At 32.3% G+C, this 22,626-nt stretch carries 24 protein-coding genes; 11 read left to right on the forward strand and 13 right to left on the reverse strand.

Annotated elements, in window-relative coordinates:
* Window positions 1–44: 44 nt before the first annotated feature.
* From E0I61_RS10170 to E0I61_RS10190, 5 genes are all read right to left on the reverse strand, one after another.
* A complete protein-coding gene (locus E0I61_RS10170) occupies window positions 45–503 on the reverse strand; it encodes a copper resistance protein NlpE (RefSeq protein WP_131994830.1) in 459 nt (152 codons plus the stop codon).
* A 39-nt stretch (window positions 504–542) separates the two neighbouring features.
* Complete coding sequence (locus tag E0I61_RS10175; protein WP_165930210.1) at window positions 543–1,064, reverse strand: DUF4251 domain-containing protein; 522 nt, start codon at window positions 1,062–1,064, stop codon at window positions 543–545.
* A 100-nt stretch (window positions 1,065–1,164) separates the two neighbouring features.
* A complete protein-coding gene (locus E0I61_RS10180; RefSeq protein WP_132071206.1) occupies window positions 1,165–1,596 on the reverse strand; it encodes an META domain-containing protein in 432 nt (143 codons plus the stop codon).
* Window positions 1,597–1,740: 144 nt separating this feature from the next.
* Entirely contained in the window at window positions 1,741–2,658 is a 918-nt protein-coding gene (locus E0I61_RS10185; RefSeq protein WP_131994821.1) for a YihY/virulence factor BrkB family protein, read from the reverse strand.
* A 64-nt stretch (window positions 2,659–2,722) separates the two neighbouring features.
* Window positions 2,723–3,571 (reverse strand): SDR family oxidoreductase, encoded by an 849-nt coding sequence (locus E0I61_RS10190; RefSeq protein ID WP_132071208.1) that lies wholly within the window; start codon window positions 3,569–3,571, stop codon window positions 2,723–2,725.
* A gap of 372 nt (window positions 3,572–3,943) precedes the next feature.
* Between E0I61_RS10190 and E0I61_RS10195 the strand changes: the two genes are divergently transcribed.
* Both E0I61_RS10195 and E0I61_RS10200 read left to right on the forward strand, forming a co-directional pair.
* Window positions 3,944–4,471: a superoxide dismutase family protein gene (locus E0I61_RS10195; RefSeq protein WP_132071210.1), complete on the forward strand. Its 528-nt coding sequence runs from the start codon at window positions 3,944–3,946 to the stop codon at window positions 4,469–4,471.
* Between the two features lie 115 nt (window positions 4,472–4,586).
* Window positions 4,587–5,786: an LETM1-related biofilm-associated protein gene (locus E0I61_RS10200; protein ID WP_131994812.1), complete on the forward strand. Its 1,200-nt coding sequence runs from the start codon at window positions 4,587–4,589 to the stop codon at window positions 5,784–5,786.
* 46 nt (window positions 5,787–5,832) lie between these two features.
* On the opposite strand, the gene can is transcribed toward E0I61_RS10200, so the two are convergent.
* The 4 genes from can to E0I61_RS10220 form a co-directional block, all read right to left on the reverse strand.
* On the reverse strand, window positions 5,833–6,468 hold the full coding sequence (gene can, locus E0I61_RS10205) for a carbonate dehydratase (RefSeq protein WP_131994809.1): 636 nt from the start codon (window positions 6,466–6,468) through the stop codon (window positions 5,833–5,835).
* A gap of 102 nt (window positions 6,469–6,570) precedes the next feature.
* Window positions 6,571–8,229, reverse strand: a complete 1,659-nt coding sequence (locus E0I61_RS10210; protein ID WP_131994806.1) for a SulP family inorganic anion transporter — start codon at window positions 8,227–8,229, stop codon at window positions 6,571–6,573.
* 87 nt (window positions 8,230–8,316) lie between these two features.
* The gene (locus E0I61_RS10215) at window positions 8,317–8,529 is read right to left on the reverse strand and encodes a hypothetical protein (RefSeq protein ID WP_235832104.1); all 213 of its coding nucleotides are present in this window, start codon (window positions 8,527–8,529) and stop codon (window positions 8,317–8,319) included.
* Window positions 8,530–8,727: 198 nt separating this feature from the next.
* Window positions 8,728–9,207: a Dps family protein gene (locus E0I61_RS10220; protein WP_131994800.1), complete on the reverse strand. Its 480-nt coding sequence runs from the start codon at window positions 9,205–9,207 to the stop codon at window positions 8,728–8,730.
* 98 nt (window positions 9,208–9,305) lie between these two features.
* Here E0I61_RS10220 and E0I61_RS10225 point away from each other — a divergent pair, with 98 nt between their 5' ends.
* Window positions 9,306–10,247 carry a LysR substrate-binding domain-containing protein gene (locus E0I61_RS10225; RefSeq protein ID WP_131994797.1) on the forward strand — a complete coding sequence of 314 codons (942 nt, stop codon included), beginning with the start codon at window positions 9,306–9,308 and terminating at the stop codon, window positions 10,245–10,247.
* A 30-nt stretch (window positions 10,248–10,277) separates the two neighbouring features.
* On the opposite strand, the gene E0I61_RS10230 is transcribed toward E0I61_RS10225, so the two are convergent.
* Window positions 10,278–10,475 carry a hypothetical protein gene (locus tag E0I61_RS10230; RefSeq protein WP_099716298.1) on the reverse strand — a complete coding sequence of 66 codons (198 nt, stop codon included), beginning with the start codon at window positions 10,473–10,475 and terminating at the stop codon, window positions 10,278–10,280.
* A gap of 169 nt (window positions 10,476–10,644) precedes the next feature.
* On the reverse strand, window positions 10,645–11,307 hold the full coding sequence (mnmD, locus tag E0I61_RS10235; RefSeq protein WP_132071212.1) for a tRNA (5-methylaminomethyl-2-thiouridine)(34)-methyltransferase MnmD: 663 nt from the start codon (window positions 11,305–11,307) through the stop codon (window positions 10,645–10,647).
* 303 nt (window positions 11,308–11,610) lie between these two features.
* Here mnmD and E0I61_RS10240 point away from each other — a divergent pair, with 303 nt between their 5' ends.
* Window positions 11,611–12,678 (forward strand): branched-chain amino acid aminotransferase, encoded by a 1,068-nt coding sequence (locus E0I61_RS10240; RefSeq protein ID WP_131994775.1) that lies wholly within the window; start codon window positions 11,611–11,613, stop codon window positions 12,676–12,678.
* 105 nt (window positions 12,679–12,783) lie between these two features.
* Here E0I61_RS10240 and E0I61_RS10245 read toward each other — a convergent pair whose 3' ends face one another.
* Entirely contained in the window at window positions 12,784–13,170 is a 387-nt protein-coding gene (locus E0I61_RS10245; protein ID WP_131994772.1) for a pyrophosphohydrolase domain-containing protein, read from the reverse strand.
* Between the two features lie 558 nt (window positions 13,171–13,728).
* On the opposite strand from E0I61_RS10245, the gene E0I61_RS10255 reads away from it, so the two are divergent.
* The 4 genes from E0I61_RS10255 (at window position 13,729) to E0I61_RS10270 (ending at window position 16,415) form a co-directional block, all read left to right on the forward strand.
* Window positions 13,729–14,850 carry an SRPBCC family protein gene (locus E0I61_RS10255; protein ID WP_132071216.1) on the forward strand — a complete coding sequence of 374 codons (1,122 nt, stop codon included), beginning with the start codon at window positions 13,729–13,731 and terminating at the stop codon, window positions 14,848–14,850.
* A gap of 62 nt (window positions 14,851–14,912) precedes the next feature.
* The gene (locus E0I61_RS10260) at window positions 14,913–15,455 is read left to right on the forward strand and encodes an RNA polymerase sigma factor (protein ID WP_132071218.1); all 543 of its coding nucleotides are present in this window, start codon (window positions 14,913–14,915) and stop codon (window positions 15,453–15,455) included.
* Between the two features lie 33 nt (window positions 15,456–15,488).
* On the forward strand, window positions 15,489–15,905 hold the full coding sequence (locus E0I61_RS10265) for a hypothetical protein (RefSeq protein WP_132071220.1): 417 nt from the start codon (window positions 15,489–15,491) through the stop codon (window positions 15,903–15,905).
* A 48-nt stretch (window positions 15,906–15,953) separates the two neighbouring features.
* Window positions 15,954–16,415 (forward strand): sensor of ECF-type sigma factor, encoded by a 462-nt coding sequence (locus tag E0I61_RS10270; RefSeq protein ID WP_131994757.1) that lies wholly within the window; start codon window positions 15,954–15,956, stop codon window positions 16,413–16,415.
* 66 nt (window positions 16,416–16,481) lie between these two features.
* Here E0I61_RS10270 and E0I61_RS10275 read toward each other — a convergent pair whose 3' ends face one another.
* A complete protein-coding gene (locus E0I61_RS10275) occupies window positions 16,482–17,543 on the reverse strand; it encodes a sialidase family protein (protein ID WP_132071222.1) in 1,062 nt (353 codons plus the stop codon).
* A 114-nt stretch (window positions 17,544–17,657) separates the two neighbouring features.
* On the opposite strand from E0I61_RS10275, the gene E0I61_RS10280 reads away from it, so the two are divergent.
* The 3 genes from E0I61_RS10280 to E0I61_RS10290 all read left to right on the forward strand — a co-directional run bounded on the left by E0I61_RS10280 (window position 17,658) and on the right by E0I61_RS10290 (window position 22,560).
* Window positions 17,658–19,085, forward strand: coding sequence for a hypothetical protein (locus tag E0I61_RS10280; RefSeq protein ID WP_132071224.1), 1,428 nt, complete (start codon window positions 17,658–17,660; stop codon window positions 19,083–19,085).
* Window positions 19,086–19,201: 116 nt separating this feature from the next.
* Window positions 19,202–21,163, forward strand: coding sequence for a KUP/HAK/KT family potassium transporter (locus E0I61_RS10285; protein ID WP_131994748.1), 1,962 nt, complete (start codon window positions 19,202–19,204; stop codon window positions 21,161–21,163).
* Window positions 21,164–21,303: 140 nt separating this feature from the next.
* A complete protein-coding gene (locus E0I61_RS10290; RefSeq protein ID WP_131994745.1) occupies window positions 21,304–22,560 on the forward strand; it encodes an RsmB/NOP family class I SAM-dependent RNA methyltransferase in 1,257 nt (418 codons plus the stop codon).
* Window positions 22,561–22,626 lie beyond the last annotated feature (66 nt).

The following is a 22,626-nucleotide window of genomic DNA, read 5'->3' on the forward strand; positions in this document are numbered from 1 at the left end:
TTATTTGTTTAAAACCGTCTTGTTCCTGAAAACAAGACGGTTTTTTATTTCTTCAAAATATACATCCTAGCTGAATCCCCTATAATTACTTTGCCTTCCATATCCAGTTGAGTTAATGTATTCTCACCCACTTTATATTGATTTGGTTTATCTTTCAATTCTTTTAAAGAAATAATTCCCCCTGTTTTATCCCAAACAAAAGTACCCTTTTCTTCGAATGTTTTTGGGTCTCCTTTACCTAGATATTTTGTTTTTATAATAAAAGTCATGTCTTTATTCAGAACAACTTCAGTTTCTATCCCCTCACAATTGGCGCAAGGAGTTATTCCCTTATAGGTACCCTGCCAATCTAAAGAGTTTTGGGAATTATGCATATCTGTCGCTGTAGTCTCCCCAACCGCAATTGCAATAGAGTCCGCTTTAACATCCTCTTTTTTCATTTCTTTTTTACAGCTAAAAAAGAATAATGAAGTACAGACAAGTAAAATAATTTTATTTTTCATATTGCATTTTTATTACTTAAATTTTCATTCCATAAAAGATTACTTAACCTCTTTCTTTTCAATTTTGAATATATCGCCATTATAAGAAATCGTGCTTCGATTATTGGAACTAATGGAAAGCGTTGCACTGCCCTCAAAGAAAACGGAAAGTAACAACGTATAAGTATCTTTATCACCTCTGACAACTGCTTTTATCTTATAGGCTCTTTTACCTTTCTCGACAGTAAATTCTTGAGGAGTTCCCTCAAAATGTAATCCTGCATCGCCACCATAACCAACTCCACTAAATGCTCTGCCAAAAAAAGGCATTTCACTCTTGATCTTATCCGGATGGAATTGCACATAATTAGGATTCGTGGTTAAATCCATCGTTCTAAACCCTTGAGGCAAAGCTGTTCTTCCAATAAAAACGAACTCTTTAGATTCAACCAAAGCCGCCGTTTGTTTTTGTTTCTCTATTTTACGCCCTTCTCTTAATTGCCTCTTACTTTTTTCTTGGGCATAACCAGTAGTCATTAGAAGTGACAGAAAAATTAGTAAAACTGCTACTTTTGTTTTCATGATATGCATTTTTAATATTTTGGATATAATATTCATAATTCAGTCACCAATTTATATGTATTGAAAAATCATCAAGATTCGATTGATATAACTTCTGAATTTATTTTTTCTCAAAACGCATCATTGCGATATCGTCCATGATGAAATTTAAGGTTTTTCCATCTTCTGAAATTGCATAAGAATCTATTTTTTCCAGAGTTGACATGTAAACATTTTCACCTTGAATATCTGTACACATCATTTTGGTCATTGCCATTCCCTCTTTAAAGCTGATTTTATTGCCAACTACATTTAGTTTACCTGAATATCTATTACAACTACCACTGCCTGAAACGCTGTTCTCTTTCAAATCGAAAGTGATGGTTGGTTTTTTGTTAGGATATAATCCATTAAAAGCTATTCTTGGTCCTGTAACATAATTCAACTCCCAAGTTCCCTCAAGTGAAGCTGTTTTACCTGTGATTGTTTTGGCTGAATTGCAAGAAATAAATGCCAAGCATAAAATAGTAAGCGACAGAATTATTTTTCTCATGTGATTAATTTTTGATTTTTATATTTTTTAAAATAGTGCAAAAACATTGCCAATGTGTAGCTTTTCAAAAAAAAAACACAAAAAAGAGTCTTACAAAAAACTATATTTTAAAGGCATCAAACCTTTACATTCGGAAATATTAATCTAATTCTTTTTTACCTCTACGACCTCCACCTTAATTGCTACGGCATAAGCATTTGGAATGATTTTATTACCATGTGCATTAGCATATACTTTAGTAAATTCAGCTCCAAAATATAATATTATAGCCGAATAATACACCCAGATTAAAATAATTATGATTGACCCCGCAGCACCGTAAACAGTTGCAACAGTTGAACTTCCTAAATAAAACCCTATAGCAAATTTGCCAAACATAAAGAAAAATGAAGTAAAACTGGAACCTATCAAAGCATCTTTCCAAGCAATATATCCATCAGGCAATGTTTTAAAAATAATTGAAAACAACATTGTCGTGGTCGAAAATACTATTAATAGGTTAAGAATATAAAACAAATAAACCGTTGTATCAGGGAAATAAAGGACCAACCGAGAATTTATAACATCCATTACTGTATTTACCATCAAACTGACCAATAACAAAAACCCAACCGATGCAATCATGGAAAATGACATTAATCTATTTTTAATAAATTTCATAATTCCCTTATTCGGTTTTGCTTTTAAGCCCCAAATAAAATTTATGGAGCTTTGTATTTCAGCAAATACACCTGAAGCCCCTATTAACAGCATAATTCCTCCAAATATCGTTGCAAATGTTATACTATCAGACAGTTCAATATTCGTAATGGTTTCCTGAATTTGAATCGCAGCTTCATTACCGACCATTTCATTAATTTGGACATAGAATCTACCGGCAACAGCTTCTCTTCCAAAGAAAAAACCGCAAATAGACATAATAATAATTAACAATGGGGGTAGTGAAAATATGGTATAATAGGACAATGATGCACTTAATTTAATGGCATTATCCTCATCAAATTCATTATAGGTTGACTTTAATAAATTCCAACTTGTCTTGGCTAATTCTTTGTGTTTCATATTTAAAACTATTTTTTTTTATATCCTTCCGATAGATTACGTCCTATAACAGAAAAAGAGATACTTAACCGCCAACTATTTCCCCGCCGTTAACATGGATAATCTGACCAGTAATGTAGCTGCTGTCGTCACTGGCTAAAAACACATAGGCTGGAGCCACTTCAGAGGGCTGCCCAGCCCGACCCATCGGCGTATCCTGGCCAAAATCGCTGATCTTCTCAAAAGTGGAAACGATTAAGGGTGTCCAGATTGGACCGGGAGCAACACCATTCACCCGTATTCCTTTTTTGGCAAGCATAATCGCCAGCGAACGCGTAAAAGTAACTATTGCTCCTTTGGTACTTGAATAATCCAAAAGGTGATCGCTTCCTCTATAAGCTGTTACCGAAGTGGTGTTTATAATACTGTCACCATTTTTTAAATACGGCATGGCTTCTTTTACAATAAAGAAAAAAGGATAAATGTTGGTTTCAAAGGTTTCAGACAATTGTTTTTTTGTAATTTTACCAATCTCATTTTTAGATATTTGAAATGCTGCATTATTGACAATGATATTAAGACTCCCAAATTTTTTGATTGTTTTGTCAATACAGCTTTTGCAGAATTTTTCCTTTTTTAAATCGCCCTTAATAAGGTAACATTCCCTATTCTCTTTTTCTACCAGCCGTTTGGTTTCCAATGCGTCTTTTTCCTCGTTCAAATAAACAATAACCACGTTTGCTCCTTCTCTTGCGAAATGAACGGCCACGCTCCTGCCAATACCGCTATCGCCACCGGTAATCAGTGCTGTTTTGCCTTCTAATTTCCCACTTCCTTTATAATTTATATTAATAATTTCGGGCTGTGGCTCCATTTTAAATTCCTGCCCAGGTGCCTTCTGGCTTTGCTCTGGAAATTTATTTGGTTTTGCCATAACTTTATGATTAGAAATTTTGGTATCCTAAAATTAATCTATTTTATCCACCCAGTTTCCGGTTTTATACTTTATTTGATAAATAATCAAATGGTTTAAATCCTTATCATTTTATATTGTAATAATCTAATAGATTAACCTCTAAGCATTTGTTTGCGTATTGGGTGATGAAAACTTAAACATCTTTAATAAACCAAAATGGATAACCAACTCTTAGGTTCATGATTATATAATTTATGGTTACTTTCAAAATTACAAAGAAATTATTTAAGAATTTAACATCTATACTGTGTAATTACTACTAAGTAGTTTTAAAACGCAATCCTATTATACGCAATCTAAAATTTTCTTATCTTTGAAAGAAAACATCTCATGAAAAAAATAGCTGGATCAATCGTAATTATTATCGCAATTATTATGGGTTGCAAAACACGCAGCAGTTCAAATGACTCTAAAAGACTTGACATTATATTTGAAGCAAAAAGTAACAGCAATGTTTCTGGGACAGCAACTTTTACAGAAAAAAACGGCAAGGTAACTTTCGTTGCCAAATTAGCGGGGTTAAAACCAGGAGTACATGCCATACACATTCATGAAAAATCAGATTGTTCAGCAGCTGATGGAAGTTCAGCTGGAGGACATTGGAATCCAACATTCAAAAAACACGGAAAATGGGGCGTTGGTGAACATCACAAAGGAGATATAGGAAACTTTACAGCTGATGAAAAAGGAAACGGAACCATTACTTTAACAACAGATGAATGGAGTATTGGTGGCGCTGATGTAACTAAAGATATTCTAGGAAAAGGACTTATTGTTCATCAAGATGCCGATGATTTCGTTACACAACCTACAGGAAATGCTGGAGGCAGAGTAGCATGTTCGGCTATTATTAAATAAGACTTCACAATTTTTAATAAAAAACCGTCTTGTTATATAAACAAGACGGTTTTTTAATTTTAATTTAATGTCAAAACCGTAAAAAAACATAGCTTTGTACCTTCAAATTAAAGCAATGATTAACCCTTCGGCATCAGGTTGGATAGATAAATTTTTTATAGAACAAAAAATTTCAGAGAAAACAGTTTCTAAAACTACTGATACATTTTATCAAAAAGTTAGAGAAACAGGATTTATTTATGGGCATATCATCACATTTGATACCGTAAATACAATTGAAACCAAAGGCTGGTTTAAAGAAGAGATTTCTAAAGTTGCACTACTAAATACTTTACATAGCGTTTTTTGTTTGACCAATGACGAAATCAGTTCCGAAAATTTCATTAAACAAACAGTTACTTTTTACAATCAAATGAATCCTCAAGGTTTCAATTTGTTTAAAAAAATACTGCCTAAAAATTCTCCTTCCCTAACACTGGAAAAAATAATTGATGAGCGTGTTCAAACTAACGATAGTATCATCAGTAAAAACTTCTCTCATCTGGTAACGAATGCGTTACTTTTTATAGATGTTCTGGCTTTTCGCCAATACTTAATACATGGAGAAATTCCCGAAAAATACCTGAAGAAAATTGAAGAGACAATTGTAAATATTGTGACATTAGCTTTAAAAATTAAATCTAAAAAATCACAATATGATGATTTATTAATAAAGCTTTTTGAAGCGTCAATACGGTACAGTAAATTTTCCCGAGTTTCTGTACAAAGTCTGGAAACGCTGCAATTGGATTATTTTACAAACGAATTAGAACAATATTATTTGATAGATATTGCCGGAATGGCTTTATGGAGTGATGGCAAAATTGAAAACAATGAATCTTATTTTTTACATTCATTAGCTGAAACATTATCGGTATCAGATGATTTTGTAAACCAAAGCATAGACAGTACCGATGCATTTATAACGAAACATAAAAAAGAAATACCTTATTTCAATTACTCAAATCCTGTCAAACATTTTTACGATCAAACGACTCAAAGTGTTGTTACGCTAATAAGCCGTAATAAAAACAGGTTGATAAAGGAAATTGAACAAAGCAAAGAGTTAATGGTACTATTGGCCTACTCTACTCGAAGAGATTTGGACGAAAAAGAAAAGAAAAAAGTCAAAAAACAACTATTGGAAATTTGCAAAACCATTCCTTCGTTGACTATCTTTTTACTTCCTGGCGGTAGTTTATTGTTGCCTATTTTAATAAAATTCATCCCTACTCTATTGCCATCAGCTTTTAATGAAAATCTCGATAATGAATAAAAAAAAATCCGCTACGTGAGCGGATTTTTTTTTTAGAATTCTTGTGTTAAAATTTTAATTGGTATACATCGTCCAAATCTTTTTCGGAACTGATGTTCACATCTAAATCTGTTACAAAACCGGAATTAAGCCCATAAGCCCATCCGTGTAAAGTTAAATCCTGCCCATTTTTCCAAGCGGACTGTACAATTGATGTTTTGGCTAAATCAAAAACCTGTTCTTTTACATTTAATTCTACAAAAGTATTAAAACGCTCTGTTTCATCTTTGATAGAATCTAAATACGTGCTATGCAAACGATATACGTCTTTTATATGACGAATCCAGTTGTCAATAATACCAATAGAATCATTTCCCATTGCTGCCTTAACACCTCCGCAACCATAATGCCCGCATACCAGTACGTGCTTTACTTTCAACACATTTACTGCATAATCCAATACGCTCAACATATTCATATCACTATGCACTACCATATTGGCAATGTTTCTATGTACAAAAACTTCTCCAGGTTTTGCACCTACAATTTCATTTGCAGGAACCCTGCTATCTGAACAACCTATCCATAATAATGGTGGCGTTTGACCTTTGGCCAGATCTTGAAAATAGTTTGGGTCACTCGCTAAAGAAGTCTCAACCCATTTTTTATTATTCTCTAGTATTTTTTTATAAAAATCGCTCATAATCTTTGTGTAATTATTTTATTTATATAGACGTTAAGTAACTAATCAATACAACGTAAAGGAACTCTTTTTTTTAAATTAAATCCCTAATTAATTTTAGTTTTATTCTTTGATGATCTCTTTATCTCTTATTTCCTTTTTAACCATAACTCTTTTTGCAGCATCATAATAATGCTCTATAGTCACATGATTCTGCGTATCAATACTATTTTCTAACTGATAGGCTTTTTTAAATCCTTTCAGCTTCACTTTTATATTATTATCTATAGCTCTTGTGGTTTTAAACTCATGGATTAAATCCAAAATATCATGAGCGATATAAACCGTATCTTTTGCATCAATTATAACCTTAGAATTTTCCGGAATATCATTCAAAGTTGATTTTATGGCAGCTTTATTCAAGAAAGAAACTTCCTGAGCCAAATCAATATGAATCACATCTCCATTTGCGTATTCTTCTTTTCTAAAACTATATGCTCTCTTGAGATTCCCTTTTAAAACAAATATAATACTGATGACTATTCCTAAAGCAACACCTTTCAATAAATCCAAAAATACAACTGCCAATAATGTGGCAATAAAAGGAACAAATTGATATTTTCCTTTTTCCCAAAAATGTTTGAATGTAGCTGGTTTAGCTAGTTTATATCCAACTAAAATTAAAATCGCTGCTAAAGTAGCCAATGGGATTTTGTTCAGAATCACTGGAATTACAAGGACACTGACTAACAACAATGATCCATGAATAATGGTAGACATTTTAGATTTGGCTCCAGAATTACTATTTGCAGAGGAGCGTACAATAACAGATGTTAATGGTAAACCACCTAAAAGTGAACTCACCATATTTCCAATACCTTGCGCTTTTAATTCCACATTTGTATCCGTATAGCGTTTTTGGACATCCATTCTATCAGACGCTTCAATACTTAACAGCGTCTCAATAGAAGCTACAATAGCAATCGTCAGGGCAATAACCCAAACCTTTGGATTTACAATTTCTGAAAAATTAGGAGTTACTATAATTGCTTTAAATTCTTCAAAAGAGGAAGGAACCGGCAAAGAAACTAAATGTTCTTTTCCAATGGCTAAAGCACTTCCCGTACCAATGAAAATCTCATTCAAAATAACGCCAATAGCTACGGCAATTAAAGCTCCGGGAACTAATTTTAATTTTTTCAAAAAAGGAACTTTATCCCAAGAAATCAAAATTACCATAGAAACCAATGTAATAACGATTGAACCTATTTGGATATAATCAAAGATACCTAATAATGTGGAGAATGTATTACTGCCATCCAGTTGTGAAAAAGACTGATCTCCTTCAAAATCATTGTCATAACCAAATGCGTGTGGCAATTGTTTTAAAACAATGATGATTCCAATACCGGCCAGCATTCCTTCAATAACATTCGTTGGAAAATAATTAGAAATGCTTCCCGCTTTAACAAATCCCAATATTAATTGTATTAGACCTGCAATGAAAACTGCGGTTAAAAAAATATTAAAAGCTCCTAAATCCGTAATTGCGGTAAGAACAATAGCCGTTAGACCAGCCGCAGGTCCAGAAACACTTATGTTGGATGTACTTAAATAACCCACTACTACTCCACCAACAATTCCTGCAATAATTCCCGAAAATAAAGGAGCGCCCGAAGCCATTGCAATACCTAAACACAATGGTAGCGCCACCAAAAAAACCACTAAACCAGACGCAAAATCGGATTTAAGGTTAGCAAAAAGATTAATTTTTTTTGTCATAATACCTTCCTAAAATTTGAATACAAAGAGTTTATCCACATTATAAACGTGAAAATTGATTTCAAAATACTAAAATCAAAAAATGCATTAAACTTCGTTGGGCGGAGGAATAAATATGGAAGAGATGATATTATCGTGCTTTGATAAATTCTCAGATAGAATAGCACTAGACGACAATTTCGATGAGGTAATTACATCTGTAGAAGATTCAAAATAAAAAAAAGTTTTAATTTCTTTGTGTGCATGTTCTTCCTCAGAAACACTGTAGAAAACAGAAATATCTGCACTTTTCTCAATCACAGTAACTATTGTTGGAGTGATGAGAAAGGCAATAAATAGTATTAAAAATATTTTAGATATTATTTTCATTGGCGCAAAAATAGAATTAAGTTTATTAAAAAAGCAATCGTTTTTCTAAATTTAAAAAAAAATTAACATTACATAACAATAGAAACAGGTTAATTGATTTCATTCTACTTTGTTTTAATTCTTATAAAACTACAAACTCTCTTCTAACCAAGCTTGCATCATCCAGATAGTCTTTTCTTGTTCTGAAATAAAATCACTCATCATGGAATTTGTCCCTTCATCATTTATTGCTGAAGATTGATTAAGAATCCCTCTTTCGATTTTTAATAAATGAGACAATGATGTAACAATTAAATGGACTGCTTTTTCATCGTTTGAAATATTTTTACCCACAACTAACTGATTGTTTTTTATAAAATCTTCAAAAGTATGAAGCGGAGTTCCTCCAACGGTGAGTACTCTTTCGGCAATTAAATCAATTTTTATTTGAGCATCTGTGTATAATTCTTCAAATTTCACATGTAAATCAAAAAAACGTTTCCCTTTAATATTCCAATGAATTCCTCTTAAATTTTGGTAATAAACTTGGAAATTAGCTAATAAAATATTCAATTCACTAACTATCAATTCTGATTCTTTTACTGGTAATCCTAAAATATTTGTTTTCATGATTTTTATTTTCTACAAATTTAGAGAAGAAAATACCACTTTTCACTATAAGTTAAATTGATTGTTTTTATATTTACATCAGATATAACTATAAAAAAATGACAATCACTCAATTAAAATATGTTCTTGCTGTAGCCGAACACAAAAATTTCACTCTAGCTGCCGAAAAATGTTTTGTGACTCAACCTACATTGAGCATGCAAATTCAAAAGATCGAGGAAGAATTAAGTATTCAGATATTTGACAGAACTAAAAAACCAATTCAGCTTACCGACATTGGCCAAAAAATTGTAAATCAAGCAAAAAATATAGTCAATGAAGCCGATAGGATTCAGGATATAGTAGAACAACAAAAAGGATTTATTGGTGGCGAATTCAGATTGGGAATAATCCCAACAATTATGCCTACGCTATTGCCTATGTTCTTGAATAATTTTATAAAAAAATACCCGAAAGTAAAACTTATAATCGAAGAGTTAAATACTGACGAAATTATAACGAAACTAAACAATGGACATCTCGATGCTGCCATTGCCGCAACTCCTTTGATGGAGGAAAAAATAAAAGAAATTGTCTTGTATTATGAACCTTTTGTAGCGTACATCCCAGAAAGCCATCATCATTTTCAAAAGGAAGAAATAGAAGTTTCTGACTTAAACTTAGATGAAATCTTATTATTACAAGACGGCCATTGTTTTCGAGACGGGATTTTAAATTTATGCAAAAATGTAGGTAAAAATGAAACGAGTCATTTTCAGTTAGAAAGTGGGAGTTTCGAAACCCTGATAAAATTAGCCGATGAAGGTTTAGGGACAACACTACTTCCCTATTTACATACACTTGATTTAAAAGAAACTGACAAATTAAAATTACGCCACTTTAAGGAACCTAAACCTGCCCGAGAGGTAAGCCTGATTTTCCCTAAAAGCGAATTAAAAATACAGATAATTGATGCGCTTCGAAGTACAATTGCAGGAGTAGTAAAAGGAGCTATCGTATTTCAAAATGTTCAAATTATAAGTTCACTTCCTAAAAAATAAAAAAAGGAACCGTTTTGCGGTTCCTTTTTTTTATGAATTTACGATTAGTAAACATTGTTTTAATTCCGGTTTTCCTATTGTAAAATTTAATAACCATTCTCGCAATTGCTCCATTTCGTAGGGTAATAATGTTTTGATGGCTTTTTCTAATTCTTTGCAAAAAAGTAATGGATCAAAACTTACTCTTTCTAAAATTGATTTTGTATAATCATACATGATTTTCGACATAATAAACTAAGATTTTAGTTAGATTTGGATTCAAAATTGATGTAAAAATACATTTTTTTTAATTACAACATAACTATTTAACGTAGTTTTAATCTTTTTATTTATAATTCATAAATTTGGTTTAAAAAAAATATAAATTACTGAAAACAAACCACTTAAACAGAAAACATTAGCTTTTTCTAGCACGAAACATTTCCCTTTTTCCGGGTGGCCCGGCCAGTTTTTCGACAGTAAAACCCACTTCGATCATACTTCTTTTTACAACTCCTCTGGCGGCATAAGTAACCAGTACACCATTAGTTTTAAGTGCCTTATACATCTTCTCAAAAATAGCGGTACTCCACAATTCAGGTTGTACTCTATACCCAAAAGCATCAAAATAAATTAAATCAAATTGATCTATATCATCAATTTCTTCAAAAAATTGTTTCCTTTTCGTAAGTGAAAAATCATCCCTTAAATCAATTTTTTCTCCCCAATTGCTTTCATGCATTCTATCGAAAATTGCGCTATCTTGACTTGCATTTAATTCTGTGACATAATTCATCAGCAAAACTTCGTCTACTGAAATGGGATACGCTTCTACTCCTACATAATCAATCGATTGCTGCATTTTTTTTGCCTCTAGCAAAGTGATAAAGGCATTCAAGCCTGTACCAAATCCTATTTCCAAAATAGAAACACTCCTGTTTTGAAATAACGAGAGGCCATTTTTAATAAATACATGCTGTGCTTCCTGTATGGCACCATGTTTAGAATGATAACATTCATCCCATTCTGCTATGTGAATGGTAGTTGAACCATCAAGTGTTTGGATTATTTCTCTTTTCAAAATTGGATTTTGAGGTTATATTGGATTAAAAACTACAATGTTTGTCCAAAATTAATCAAAATCTAACACGTTTACCTCTGAAAAATCTATATTTATTGTATAATTAGTAGAATTAAGCATGATTTTTTTATTTTTTTTAAAATGTAAACAAATCTTAGTTAAATGCTATAATTAATAGTTTTTTGACAAGTCTTTTGTTGATTTTTATTTAATTTTGCAAACATTAAACTTCAACTTATAGAAATTAAGTTTTTTTAAGCTCCAGTTTGTCATTTAAAAAAAATCAAAAAACAACACATTACTATGAGTACTACTCAAACTAACAAAATTGAAACAATAAAAGCTTCCTCTTCAAAAATTAACGAGGTTGATTTTTCAAACTTAAGCTTTGGTTCTGTTTTTACAGATCATCTATTTGAATGTGATTATAAAAATGGGGAATGGCAAAAACCTGTCATTAAACCCTACGCACCATTTTTGTTAGACCCATCTACACGAGTTTTTCATTATGGACAAGCGATTTTTGAAGGTATGAAAGCGTACAAAGATGAAAATAATGACGTTTGGCTTTTTAGACCTGATGAAAACTACAAACGTTTTAATACATCTGCAATAAGAATGGCAATGCCAGAAGTTCCTGAAGAAATATTTATGAGCGGTCTAAATCAATTGTTGCAATTAGACGAAGCATGGATTAAAAAGGGAAAAGGAAATGCGATGTACATCAGACCATTTATGATTGCAACTGGTACTGGAGTAATTGCAAATCCTTCAAATGACTATAAATTCATGATTATTTTATCGCCAGTGACTTCTTATTATTCTGGTGATGTAAAAGTACTTATTGCGGAACATTTCAGTAGAGCTGCAAATGGAGGAATAGGAGCTGCAAAAGCTGCAGGAAATTATGCTGCCCAATTTTATCCTACAAATTTAGCGAACAAAGAAGGCTTTCAACAGGTAATTTGGACTGATGATGCTACGCATACCAAACTGGAAGAAGCAGGTACTATGAATGTATTTTTCAGAATAAATGATACATTATTTACTGCTCCTACAAGCGAACGAATTCTTGATGGTGTGACTCGAAAAACACTTATTGATTTAGCAAAAAGTGAAGGTATAAATGTAGATATTCGTTCGGTTTTAGTTTCTGAGCTTGTTGAGGCTGCTAAAAACGGAACTTTGAAAGAAATTTTTGGAGCAGGAACGGCTGCTGTAGTAAGTCCAATTTCTGGATTTTCTTATCAGGATGTTTATTATGAATTGCCAAAAATTGAAAATACAATGGCTTTACAACTAAAAACTAAATTGGAAAATATCCAAAATAAATTAGAAGCGGATACTTTTGGATGGACTGTTAAAGTATAAATCCAAGATTTCATAATTAAAAAAAAAGCGATTTTCACACTGAAAATCGCTTTTTTTTTGTCTTCTACGAAAAATGCCCATAAAAAAATGCCTGAGCCTGTTACACTATTCTCTAATTATTTTAGAAAAATCAGGTTTGAAATAATTAGGACCTTTCATCACTTTCCCATCTTCACGATAAATTGGTTTCCCATCTTCGCCTAACTTACTCATATTACTGCGTTGGATTTCGTCAAAAACTGCTTCTATTTTATGCTGCAAACCATGTTCTATAATGGTTCCGCACAAAATATACATCATATCACCCAATGCATCTGCAATTTCTACCAAATCATTGTTTTGAACTGCTTCAAGATATTCTTCGTTTTCCTCTTTCATTAAGTTGTAACGAAGCATCTGTTTACTTTCCCCTAAATTAGCTGTAGGAATTTCACTATGACCTATTTTAAAAGCTGTATGAAATTCTTTAACTGAGTCTATCTGTTTTTGCATCTTTTTATTTTGTTAAATGAAAAGGCAAATTAGCAACTATTTCTAAACTATTAACTAAATTTGCCGGAAATAATTTAAACTATGTTTAGTCAAGGTCAATTAGTGTTTGCAGGCTTGTTTTTTGTTGCATTTGTTATTGCTGCAATTTATGCCTATCGAAAAGATATAAAAACACATAAAGAGTTTTATAAGGGGAATTACAAGATTCTAATAGGATTTGGAATTTTTATTGGAATTTTATTTTTGATAAAAGTATTTTTCAAACGTTAGTTTCTTTAAAAACAACCAAATAAAGCTCACTAAATAGTGGGCTTTTTTATTTAACCTAAAGCGCTCAACATTAAATGCTTAAAAACCTAAATCTACATGATTATTTAGTTTTTATTCGAAAACAGATTAGTTAAAAACGATCGAATATCGTAAAGCTTACTTTAAATTCAAACCAAATATAAATAGATAAACATCCTTTATTTAGAAAAGGATCTATATTTATTTAACACTTTCGGTGACTTGTAAATAAAATCTTTAACTTTACAAAAATTAACAAACCTGTATATTATGAGGATTTTAAAATACTTATTTCTTTTACTACTGCTAAGTTTTGTGGCTTTATCCATTTTTGTGGCTACTCAAAAAGGAGATTTTACCGTAGAAAGAAGTCAAATCATAAATTCTCCAAAATCAACAGTATTTAATTTTGTTAATGATTATAGAAACTGGGAGGATTTTAGTTCGTGGGTTGTTGAAGATCCTGAAATGCAAATTACGTATCCTAAAAAAACAATTGGTCCGGGAGCTTCCTTTTCATGGGAAGGAAAAGAAGGAACAGGTGATATGTTGACCGTTTTTGTAAAGGAAAATGATAGTATTTCTCAAAAAATGAATTACGATGGAACTTCATCATCCGTTTTCTGGAGCTTTAAGGATACGATTGGCGGAACAAAAGTGACTTGGAAAACAACTGGAAAAATGAGTTTCACCATGAAAGTTTATACTGCCTTTAATGGAGGTATGAATAAAATCATTGGAAGAATGTATGAAAAGAGCTTAGTCAACTTAGACAAGACTCTTGATTTCGAAATAAATACTTATGCGGTAAAAGTAAATGGATTGGTAAAAAAACTTGGAACTTTTTATTTAAGACAAACCTTTACCAGTGAAATTTCAAAGGTTACTAAAAATGCTCAAATCGTATTCCCAAAAATGATTACTTTTTGCGAGCAAAATAATATCGAGTTGAACGGAAAACCATTTATAATTTATCATACTTACGATTCCGTAAGCGGATTGACCAAATTGTCTTTTTGTGTGCCTATAAAAAATCAAATCTTAACGAGTTCAGGAAGTGATATTTTAACTGGAAAGCTGGAGCCATTCGATGCAATTAAAACTACTTTAACCGGGGATTATTCGCATACAAAAAAAGCTTTGGATAAAGCAAAAGCATATATTAACACCAATCGAATTGCTATTGACCTTACATTTTCTCATTTAGAGAATTTCACCATCAGCAGAACAGAAATTAAAAACCCTTCAAAATGGGTTACCGAAATTTATTACCCAATAAAACCAAAAGTAATTCCTGTAAAAACTTTTACTCCAGCTGTCATCAAGATAGAGGAGGTTATAAAAACGCCTGCGCCAGTAATAAACAAGGAAGAAGAACAATCCGAATTTTAATGTTTTTTTAAAGCCTATTAAACCTTTTTGATAAATTCTATTCTAACTCCTAAATAATCGCTTTGCAAGAAGAACAGGAATTTATAAACCACTTGTTAAACCCTAAAACGCAAAATCAGGCGTTTCAGCAGTTGTTACAGGGTTATCAAAGACCGTTATACAATCACATTCGTAACATCGTTTTGAATCATGATGATGCCGATGATGTGTTGCAAAATACTTTTATAAAAATATTTCAAAATCTGAAAAATTTCAAAGGGGAAAGCAAACTTTTTTCATGGATGTATCGCATTGCGACTAATGAATCCTTGACTTTTTTGAAACAAAAATCAAAAACGAGTGGCGTTTCATCAGAAACTTTACAAAACAAAACTATCGATAATCTGGAAGCCGACGTGTTTTTTGACGGAAATGAAATTCAAATAAAATTACAAAAAGCGATTGCATTATTGCCTGAAAAGCAACAATTGGTTTTTAAAATGAAATATTTTCAAGAACTGAAATACGAGGAAATTTCAGAAATCTTGGGAACCTCCGTCGGTGGATTAAAAGCATCCTATCATCTTGCTGTAAAAAAAATAGAAGCTTTTGTTTCGACAAATTAAACCTTTTAGCTGTAACACTGTCTAAAGTACATTATGAAAACATTTAAATTAGAGAACGAACCTAAAATTGAAACTGGATTTAAAACTCCAGACCATTATTTTGAGAATTTTTCAATCAAAATGATGGAGCAATTGCCTAAAAACGAGCCAAAAGTAATTTCTATTTTTCAAAAAAGAAAAACTTTAATTATGATGGCAGTAGCAGCAATTTTAGTACTGGCTTTGATGATTCCAATTTTAAGTCCTTCATCGACAAACACAAAAGAACTGGACGCCGCGGCTTTAGAAAATTACATTACATATCAATCTAATGTAAATCAATATGATTTGATAAGTGTATTAGAAACCGAAGATATTAATAACATAAAGACAGGTATTGCTTTAGAAGATGCAGTGATAGAAGATCATTTATCAACCAATTCAAACTTAGAAAATCTCATTCTAGAATAAACTAGACCGTAAAGTTTTCATTTGAAGCTATAATTAAATAAATAAAAAATGAACATAAAAAAATTATTACCAATACTGTTGCTGTTTGTTTCATTCAACTTTTATGCTCAAGGCGAAAGTATGAAAGAGAAAAAAGAGCAAATAAAAGCTTTAAAAGTAGCTTTTTTTACTACTGAATTAGACTTAACAACTAATGAAGCCGAAAGATTCTGGCCAATCTACAATACATTTGATGACAAACAGTTTGAACTGAGACATCAAAAAATGAGAACGTACATGAAAAGGATGAGTGATGGCTCACTGGATAAAATAACTGAAAAAGAAGCCAATACCTTTTTGGCACAAATAGAAGATACTGAGGAAGAGTTATTTTTACTGCGAAAAAAATTCATGAAAAATGTGAGAACAATTTTACCAGCCGTAAAAATAGTTAAACTTAAAAAAGCTGAAGAAGATTTCAATAGAAAATTGCTACAACAATATCGTAACAAAGGTCAAAAAAGTCATTAGTTTTATTTTATTAATTCAAAAAAAATACCCTAAGCTCTAATTGTATTGGACTTAGGGTATTTTTCATTATTTAAAACTGATGCGAATCATTTTATTTTGTCCCGCTGCAATTGCCGTATGATTGTCTATAAACCTGATGGTATTAAGAGTAGAATCAGTTGATAATTGTTTCCATGAATTTCCACCATCCCAGGAATAGTAAACTCCTGAAAAACCAACTGTCACCATCCCTTTACCATTACTTTTAGGAACATATTGCATACAAGAAGCATATCCAAAAGCTTTATTTTCTGCTATTAGCTTCCATGTTTTTCCTCCATCAGTGGTGATTGCTTTATTAGAAAAATTTTGATTTCGCAATTCATAATCCCCTCCAGCAACAAATCCAGTTTGAGCATCATAAAAATCTGCCGTGAAAATTCCGGTCATTGATTTTCCTTGGACTATTGGGGTATCATACACTGTCCATGTATTTCCCTTATCTGGAGAATAAAAAACTCTTGATTTTTTTCCACCGGAAACAATCCATGTGTTATTCCCTTTGATTATAATATTAGTGTTGCTTGCGGCAAAAGCTGCTTCTCCATCCATTACTTTTGGTAATTTATCAGACGATACTTTATTCCATGAATTTCCGCCATCACGAGTGATTATTATATTTAAGCAATCAGCGATTGGGTCACCCATCGCTATTCCTTCCCTATCATTCCAAAATTGCATGCTATCATAAAACACTTTTTCGTGGTTTTCTTGATACACTAATTTTGTTTCCTTGCCGTCTTTTGAAATTTGATATAACAAAGCTGGATTACCAACGTTTAGAATAAAAATATGCTTTTTTGTTTTGGCATTACTTCTAAACTCAAGCTTTAAAGAATCTTTGATAATTTTGCTTTCAAATTTTTGATTGTTATCCAAATTAAAAAAACCGAACCTTCCTTTATCTGCAGCAAACCAAACTTTATTTGCATCAATTAAAATTGCTCTGATACTTATTTTATCCTGAAATAAGGTGTCGATTTCAACGGACTTAAATTCACTGTTGTTTTTATTTTCTACACTATAAACACTTGTTTTACAGGATGTAAAAACATTTAAAACTAACAGGACTAAAAAAATATTTTTCATTTTTTATACATTTTACGGCTAATTTACAATTAATAATACGAATAGGAAACAAAGAATAAATTATGGCACAGTAATTGGATAATCAAAAAAAGAATAAACTTAATTCAATTAATTATGAAAACGAAACTAATACTATTGAGTTTATTGACTACTGTTTTCGCAACACAAATACAGGCGCAAGATAGAACATCAGTAAATGCAATGAATAATGAAATCAGTGACAATCTTGATCTGAGAGCTGTTGCTTCTATTTTTGGTGACTCAAAAAATCTACAGGATTTTGAACGACGCCTGAATGACCCTGAACTACAAATATCAAATTTAGATTTGAATAATGACAATGAAGTAGATTATTTAAGAGTTATCGAAACTGTTGAAAATCGGACTCACGTGATCATCATTCAATCTGTTATAGACACCGATGTGTATCAAGATGTAGCTACAATTGACGTTGAAAAAGACAGAAACAACAAAATTCACGTTCAAGTAGTAGGAGATGTATACATGTATGGCCAAAATTATATTTATGAGCCTGTATATTATAGCACTCCATTAATTTATGCTTCATTCTGGTCTGCTAATTATCGTCCTTATTATTCTACTTGGAATTGGGGTTATTATCCTTCCTATTATTATGCATGGAATCCATTCCCAATATTCAGATATAGAAATAATATCAACATTTGTTTGAACATCAACAACAATTACAATTATGTTAACTACAGAAGAAGTGAGCGCGCAATCGTTCTACATAATTCAAGACGTTCAAATGGCTATGAAAGACAACACCCAAATTATTCCTTCTCCAGAAGAAATGCTAATGTAACTAACCGTTATGAATTAGATCAAAGAAGAGGTTCAAGAAATGAAGTTGGTTACTCAAACAGAAGAACAGGAACTCAAAGAGATTATTCTCAAAACAGAACTAGTTCATCAAGAGGAATAACACCACAGAGGTCTGGATCTTCTAGAGATTACTCTCAAAATAGATCTAATCCTTCTAGTCAGGCAGCGCCACAAAGAGGAAATTCTCAAAGAGATTATTCTCAAAACAGAACTAATCCTTCTAGTCAGGCAACGCCACAAAGAGGGAATTCTCAAAGAGATTATTCTCAAAACAGAACTAATCCTTCTAGTCAGGCAACGCCACAAAGAGGAAATTCTCAAAGAGATTATTCTCAAAACAGAACCAATCCTTCCAGTCAGGCGACTCCGCAAAGAGGAAATTCTCAAAGAGATTATTCTCAAAACAGAACTAGTCCTTCTAGACAAGAAGCTCCACAAAGAGCAGAGTCACAAAACAGAACTAGCCCTTCTAGACAAGAAGCTCCACAAAGAGCAGAGTCACAAAACAGAGGGAATTCTTCCAGAGAATCAGCTCCACAAAGAAATGAATCTCAAAACAGAACTAGTCCTTCTAGACAAGAAGCTCCACAAAGAGCAGAATCGCAAAACAGAGGAAATTCTTCCAGAGAATCAGCTCCACAAAGAAATGAATCTCAAAGAGGTAATTCATCAAGAAACGACAATAGAAGATCTTAAAAAATTTCAATATAAAACTAAAAACACGGCTTTGACAGCCGTGTTTTTTTTTATTAGATAAAAAGCTTTAATTTATTTTAAAAGTGTAAATTTGACAAGTTTTTTAAAAATAATACATGAACGCATCGCACAAAGACCTACATAGTAAATTAACATTAGGCGGCTTATTAATTTCATTAGGAATAATTTACGGTGATATCGGTACTTCACCTTTGTATGTAATGAAAGCCATATTGGGCGATCATATCATAAATGCCGACGTTGTTTTAGGAGGTATATCCTGCGTTTTTTGGACCCTTACATTACAAACAACCATCAAATACGTACTGATTACTTTAAGTGCTGATAATCATGGCGAAGGTGGAATTTTTGCTTTATATGCTTTAGTCAAAAAGACAAAAATTCAATGGTTGATTGTCCCCGCTATTATTGGGGGTAGTGCATTACTGGCCGATGGAATCATTACTCCTCCCATTTCTGTATCATCTGCGGTTGAAGGTATTAGAACCTATTATCCTGAAATAAACACAATCCCAATTGTTATAGGTATCTTATTTGTACTTTTTGCCATTCAGCAATTTGGAACCAAGTTAGTCGGTAAATTTTTCGCACCAATGATGCTTATTTGGTTTGGAATGCTTGCCGTACTAGGAACATTACAAATCGGGCAGAATACCGAGGTTCTAAAAGCTATCAATCCATACTACGCCTATCATTTATTGACCATACATCCTGAAGGATTTTTTGTTTTGGGCTTTGTATTCCTTTGTACCACTGGTGCTGAAGCATTGTATTCAGACATGGGACATTGTGGACGAAAAAACATTAGAATTAGCTGGATCTTTGTAAAAACTGCCTTAGTACTTAATTATTTTGGACAGGCAGCGTATTTGATCCGTCACGAAGGGGAAACATTACAAACTTTAGGCGGAAAAAATGGAAACCCATTCTATCTTATCATGCCCGATTGGTTTCAACCCATTGGAATTGTAATTGCAACAATGGCAGCCGTGATTGCTTCTCAAGCGCTTATAAGTGGTTCATTTACATTAATAAATGAAGCGATGCGATTGAATTTTTGGCCAAAAGTAAAAATAAAATACCCTACTGAATTAAAAGGACAATTGTATATCCCATCCATAAACTGGTTATTGTTTATTGGGTGTGTTGGAATCGTATTACACTTTGAAGAATCCAGTAATATGGAACATGCATACGGACTCGCAATTATCTTATGTATGATAATGACCACTATTTTACTGAATTTTTATTTGATAATGAAAAGAGTGAAATTGTATTTTATTGTACCGTTGATCACCATTTATTTAATCATCGAATTTAGTTTTCTGGCAGCCAATATTATTAAGTTTGCTGATGGTGGTTATGTTACTATCCTTATAGCGACCATTTTGATAGGTATAATGACAATTTGGTATTTGGCTAAAAAAATCAACAAGAGCTACACCAAAATTGTCAAAATTGAAGATTATAAAAAAGTACTTATTGAATTAAGTGCAGATTTATCAATACCTAAATACGCAACGCATTTAGTTTACATGACTAATGCTGGCAGAACAGATGAAATAGAAGAAAAAGTAATGTATTCTATTTTACAAAAAAGACCAAAAAGAGCTGATATTTATTGGTTTGTACACGTAAATATATTAACAGAACCCTATAAAACTGAATATAAAGTAACCGAAATTGTCAAAGATGATTTGTATCGTGTGGACTTCAATTTAGGTTTTAGAGAACCTACTAAAATAAACCTGATGTTTAGAGAAGTAATCAGGGACATGGTAAAAAAAGGAGAAGTAGATATAACCAGCAGATACGAATCTTTGAACAAAAATAATATTATAGGTGATTTCAAATTTGTATTATCTGAAAAATTCCTTTCTAACGATAGTGATTTACGCTGGCATGAGAAAATAATTATGAACTCCTATTTCTTTATCAAAAAACTAAGTTTATCTGAAGAAAGGGCTTTTGGCCTAGACAGTAGTTCGGTAAAAGTGGAGAAATTTCCAATGGTACTTCATGCTCCTGAAAACATAGGATTGACAAGAGTAAAATAAACCTCTTTCATTTAAAAATCTAAAAAAACACTGTTTTGAAAACAGTGTTTTTTTATGCCAAAAAATTAAAAAACAACATTCATTATTAAAAATATAACATTCAATCAATTAATAGTACCTTTGCACCTCAATTATTTAAAATGAGATTACACAGAAATTTAGTTTATACAACGATAGACGCCTTAAACGCCATTTTTAATGAAGGCGAATATGCTGATAAAGTGGTTGCAAGATCCTTAAAAAAAGACAAACGTTGGGGAAGCTCTGACAGAAAATTTGTTGCCGAAACCATCTACGAAATCGTTCGTTGGAAAAGATTATACGCAGAAATAGCCGAAGTAAAAGAACCATTTGACAGAGACAATCTTTGGAGAATGTTTTCGGTATGGGCAGTATTGAGAGGCTACCCTATTCCGGATTGGCGCCAACTGGAAGGAACCCCAGAAAGAAAAATAAAAGGACGTTTTGACGAACTTTCGAAGGTGAGAGCTTTAAAAGAATCTATTCCGGATTGGATGGATGAATTAGGGGTCAAAGAATTAGGCGAAAAAGTTTGGGCAACTGAAATTACAGCTCAAAACCAACCTGCTAAAGTAATCCTAAGAGTTAATACACTTAAGACCACAAGAGAAGCGCTACGCGCTATTTTGATGGATTTAAACATTGAAACAGAAACCCTGAAAAATCAACCTGATGCTTTGGTTCTAAAAGAAAGAGCCAATGTTTTCTTGACTGACGCTTTCAAACAAGGCTTCTTTGAAGTTCAGGATGCCAACTCCCAATTAGTGGCGGCTTTCCTTGACGTAAAACCAGGGATGCGTGTTGTAGATACCTGCGCTGGTGCTGGTGGAAAAACATTGCATATTGCTTCTTTGATGGAAAACAAAGGACAGTTAATCGCTATGGATTTGTATGAAAGCAAATTAAAGCAATTAAAAATCAGAGCCAAAAGAGACGGTGCTTTCAACATTGAATACCGCATTATTGACTCGACAAAAATCATTAAAAAATTACACGAAAAAGCAGACCGTGTTTTAATTGACGCGCCTTGTAGTGGTTTAGGAGTTCTAAAAAGAAACCCGGACGCTAAATGGAAATTAAAACCGGAATTTATTGACAACATTCGTAAAGTACAATCGGAAGTTTTAGAAAGTTATTCTAAAATTGTAAAACCGGGTGGGAAATTAGTGTATGCTACTTGCTCTATATTACCATCCGAAAATCAAGAACAAATTGCTCGTTTCTTGACAACTGACATTGGTAAACAATTCAACTTTGTAAAAGACCAAAAAATATTGGCTTCAGAATCTGGTTTTGACGGATTCTACATGGCCTTGTTAGAACGCAAAGAAAGTTCCGAACAGAAAGAAAAAAGAGTACAAAAAGAAATAGAATAATAGAATAGAATACAGATTTTAGACTCCAGAATTCACAAAAAAGTCCTCGAAATTCGAGGACTTTTT

Source organism: Flavobacterium ranwuense (assembly GCF_004349315.1).
Taxonomy (GTDB): Bacteria; Bacteroidota; Bacteroidia; order Flavobacteriales; family Flavobacteriaceae; genus Flavobacterium; species Flavobacterium ranwuense.

Coding starts and splice junctions, on each gene's coding strand:
- E0I61_RS10195 (WP_132071210.1), top strand. CDS start 3,944: ATGAAAAAAATAGCTGGATCAATCGTAATTATTATCGCAATTATTATG.
- E0I61_RS10175 (WP_165930210.1), bottom strand. CDS start 1,064: ATGAAAACAAAAGTAGCAGTTTTACTAATTTTTCTGTCACTTCTAATG.
- E0I61_RS10290 (WP_131994745.1), top strand. CDS start 21,304: ATGAGATTACACAGAAATTTAGTTTATACAACGATAGACGCCTTAAAC.
- E0I61_RS10280 (WP_132071224.1), top strand. CDS start 17,658: ATGAAAACGAAACTAATACTATTGAGTTTATTGACTACTGTTTTCGCA.
- can (WP_131994809.1), bottom strand. CDS start 6,468: ATGAGCGATTTTTATAAAAAAATACTAGAGAATAATAAAAAATGGGTT.
- E0I61_RS10230 (WP_099716298.1), bottom strand. CDS start 10,475: ATGTCGAAAATCATGTATGATTATACAAAATCAATTTTAGAAAGAGTA.
- E0I61_RS10170 (WP_131994830.1), bottom strand. CDS start 503: ATGAAAAATAAAATTATTTTACTTGTCTGTACTTCATTATTCTTTTTT.
- E0I61_RS10210 (WP_131994806.1), bottom strand. CDS start 8,229: ATGACAAAAAAAATTAATCTTTTTGCTAACCTTAAATCCGATTTTGCG.
- E0I61_RS10220 (WP_131994800.1), bottom strand. CDS start 9,207: ATGAAAACAAATATTTTAGGATTACCAGTAAAAGAATCAGAATTGATA.
- E0I61_RS10275 (WP_132071222.1), bottom strand. CDS start 17,543: ATGAAAAATATTTTTTTAGTCCTGTTAGTTTTAAATGTTTTTACATCC.
- E0I61_RS10285 (WP_131994748.1), top strand. CDS start 19,202: ATGAACGCATCGCACAAAGACCTACATAGTAAATTAACATTAGGCGGC.
- E0I61_RS10240 (WP_131994775.1), top strand. CDS start 11,611: ATGAGTACTACTCAAACTAACAAAATTGAAACAATAAAAGCTTCCTCT.
- E0I61_RS10200 (WP_131994812.1), top strand. CDS start 4,587: ATGATTAACCCTTCGGCATCAGGTTGGATAGATAAATTTTTTATAGAA.
- E0I61_RS10180 (WP_132071206.1), bottom strand. CDS start 1,596: ATGAGAAAAATAATTCTGTCGCTTACTATTTTATGCTTGGCATTTATT.
- E0I61_RS10225 (WP_131994797.1), top strand. CDS start 9,306: ATGACAATCACTCAATTAAAATATGTTCTTGCTGTAGCCGAACACAAA.
- E0I61_RS10270 (WP_131994757.1), top strand. CDS start 15,954: ATGAACATAAAAAAATTATTACCAATACTGTTGCTGTTTGTTTCATTC.
- E0I61_RS10185 (WP_131994821.1), bottom strand. CDS start 2,658: ATGAAACACAAAGAATTAGCCAAGACAAGTTGGAATTTATTAAAGTCA.
- E0I61_RS10245 (WP_131994772.1), bottom strand. CDS start 13,170: ATGCAAAAACAGATAGACTCAGTTAAAGAATTTCATACAGCTTTTAAA.
- E0I61_RS10190 (WP_132071208.1), bottom strand. CDS start 3,571: ATGGCAAAACCAAATAAATTTCCAGAGCAAAGCCAGAAGGCACCTGGG.
- E0I61_RS10255 (WP_132071216.1), top strand. CDS start 13,729: ATGAGGATTTTAAAATACTTATTTCTTTTACTACTGCTAAGTTTTGTG.
- E0I61_RS10265 (WP_132071220.1), top strand. CDS start 15,489: ATGAAAACATTTAAATTAGAGAACGAACCTAAAATTGAAACTGGATTT.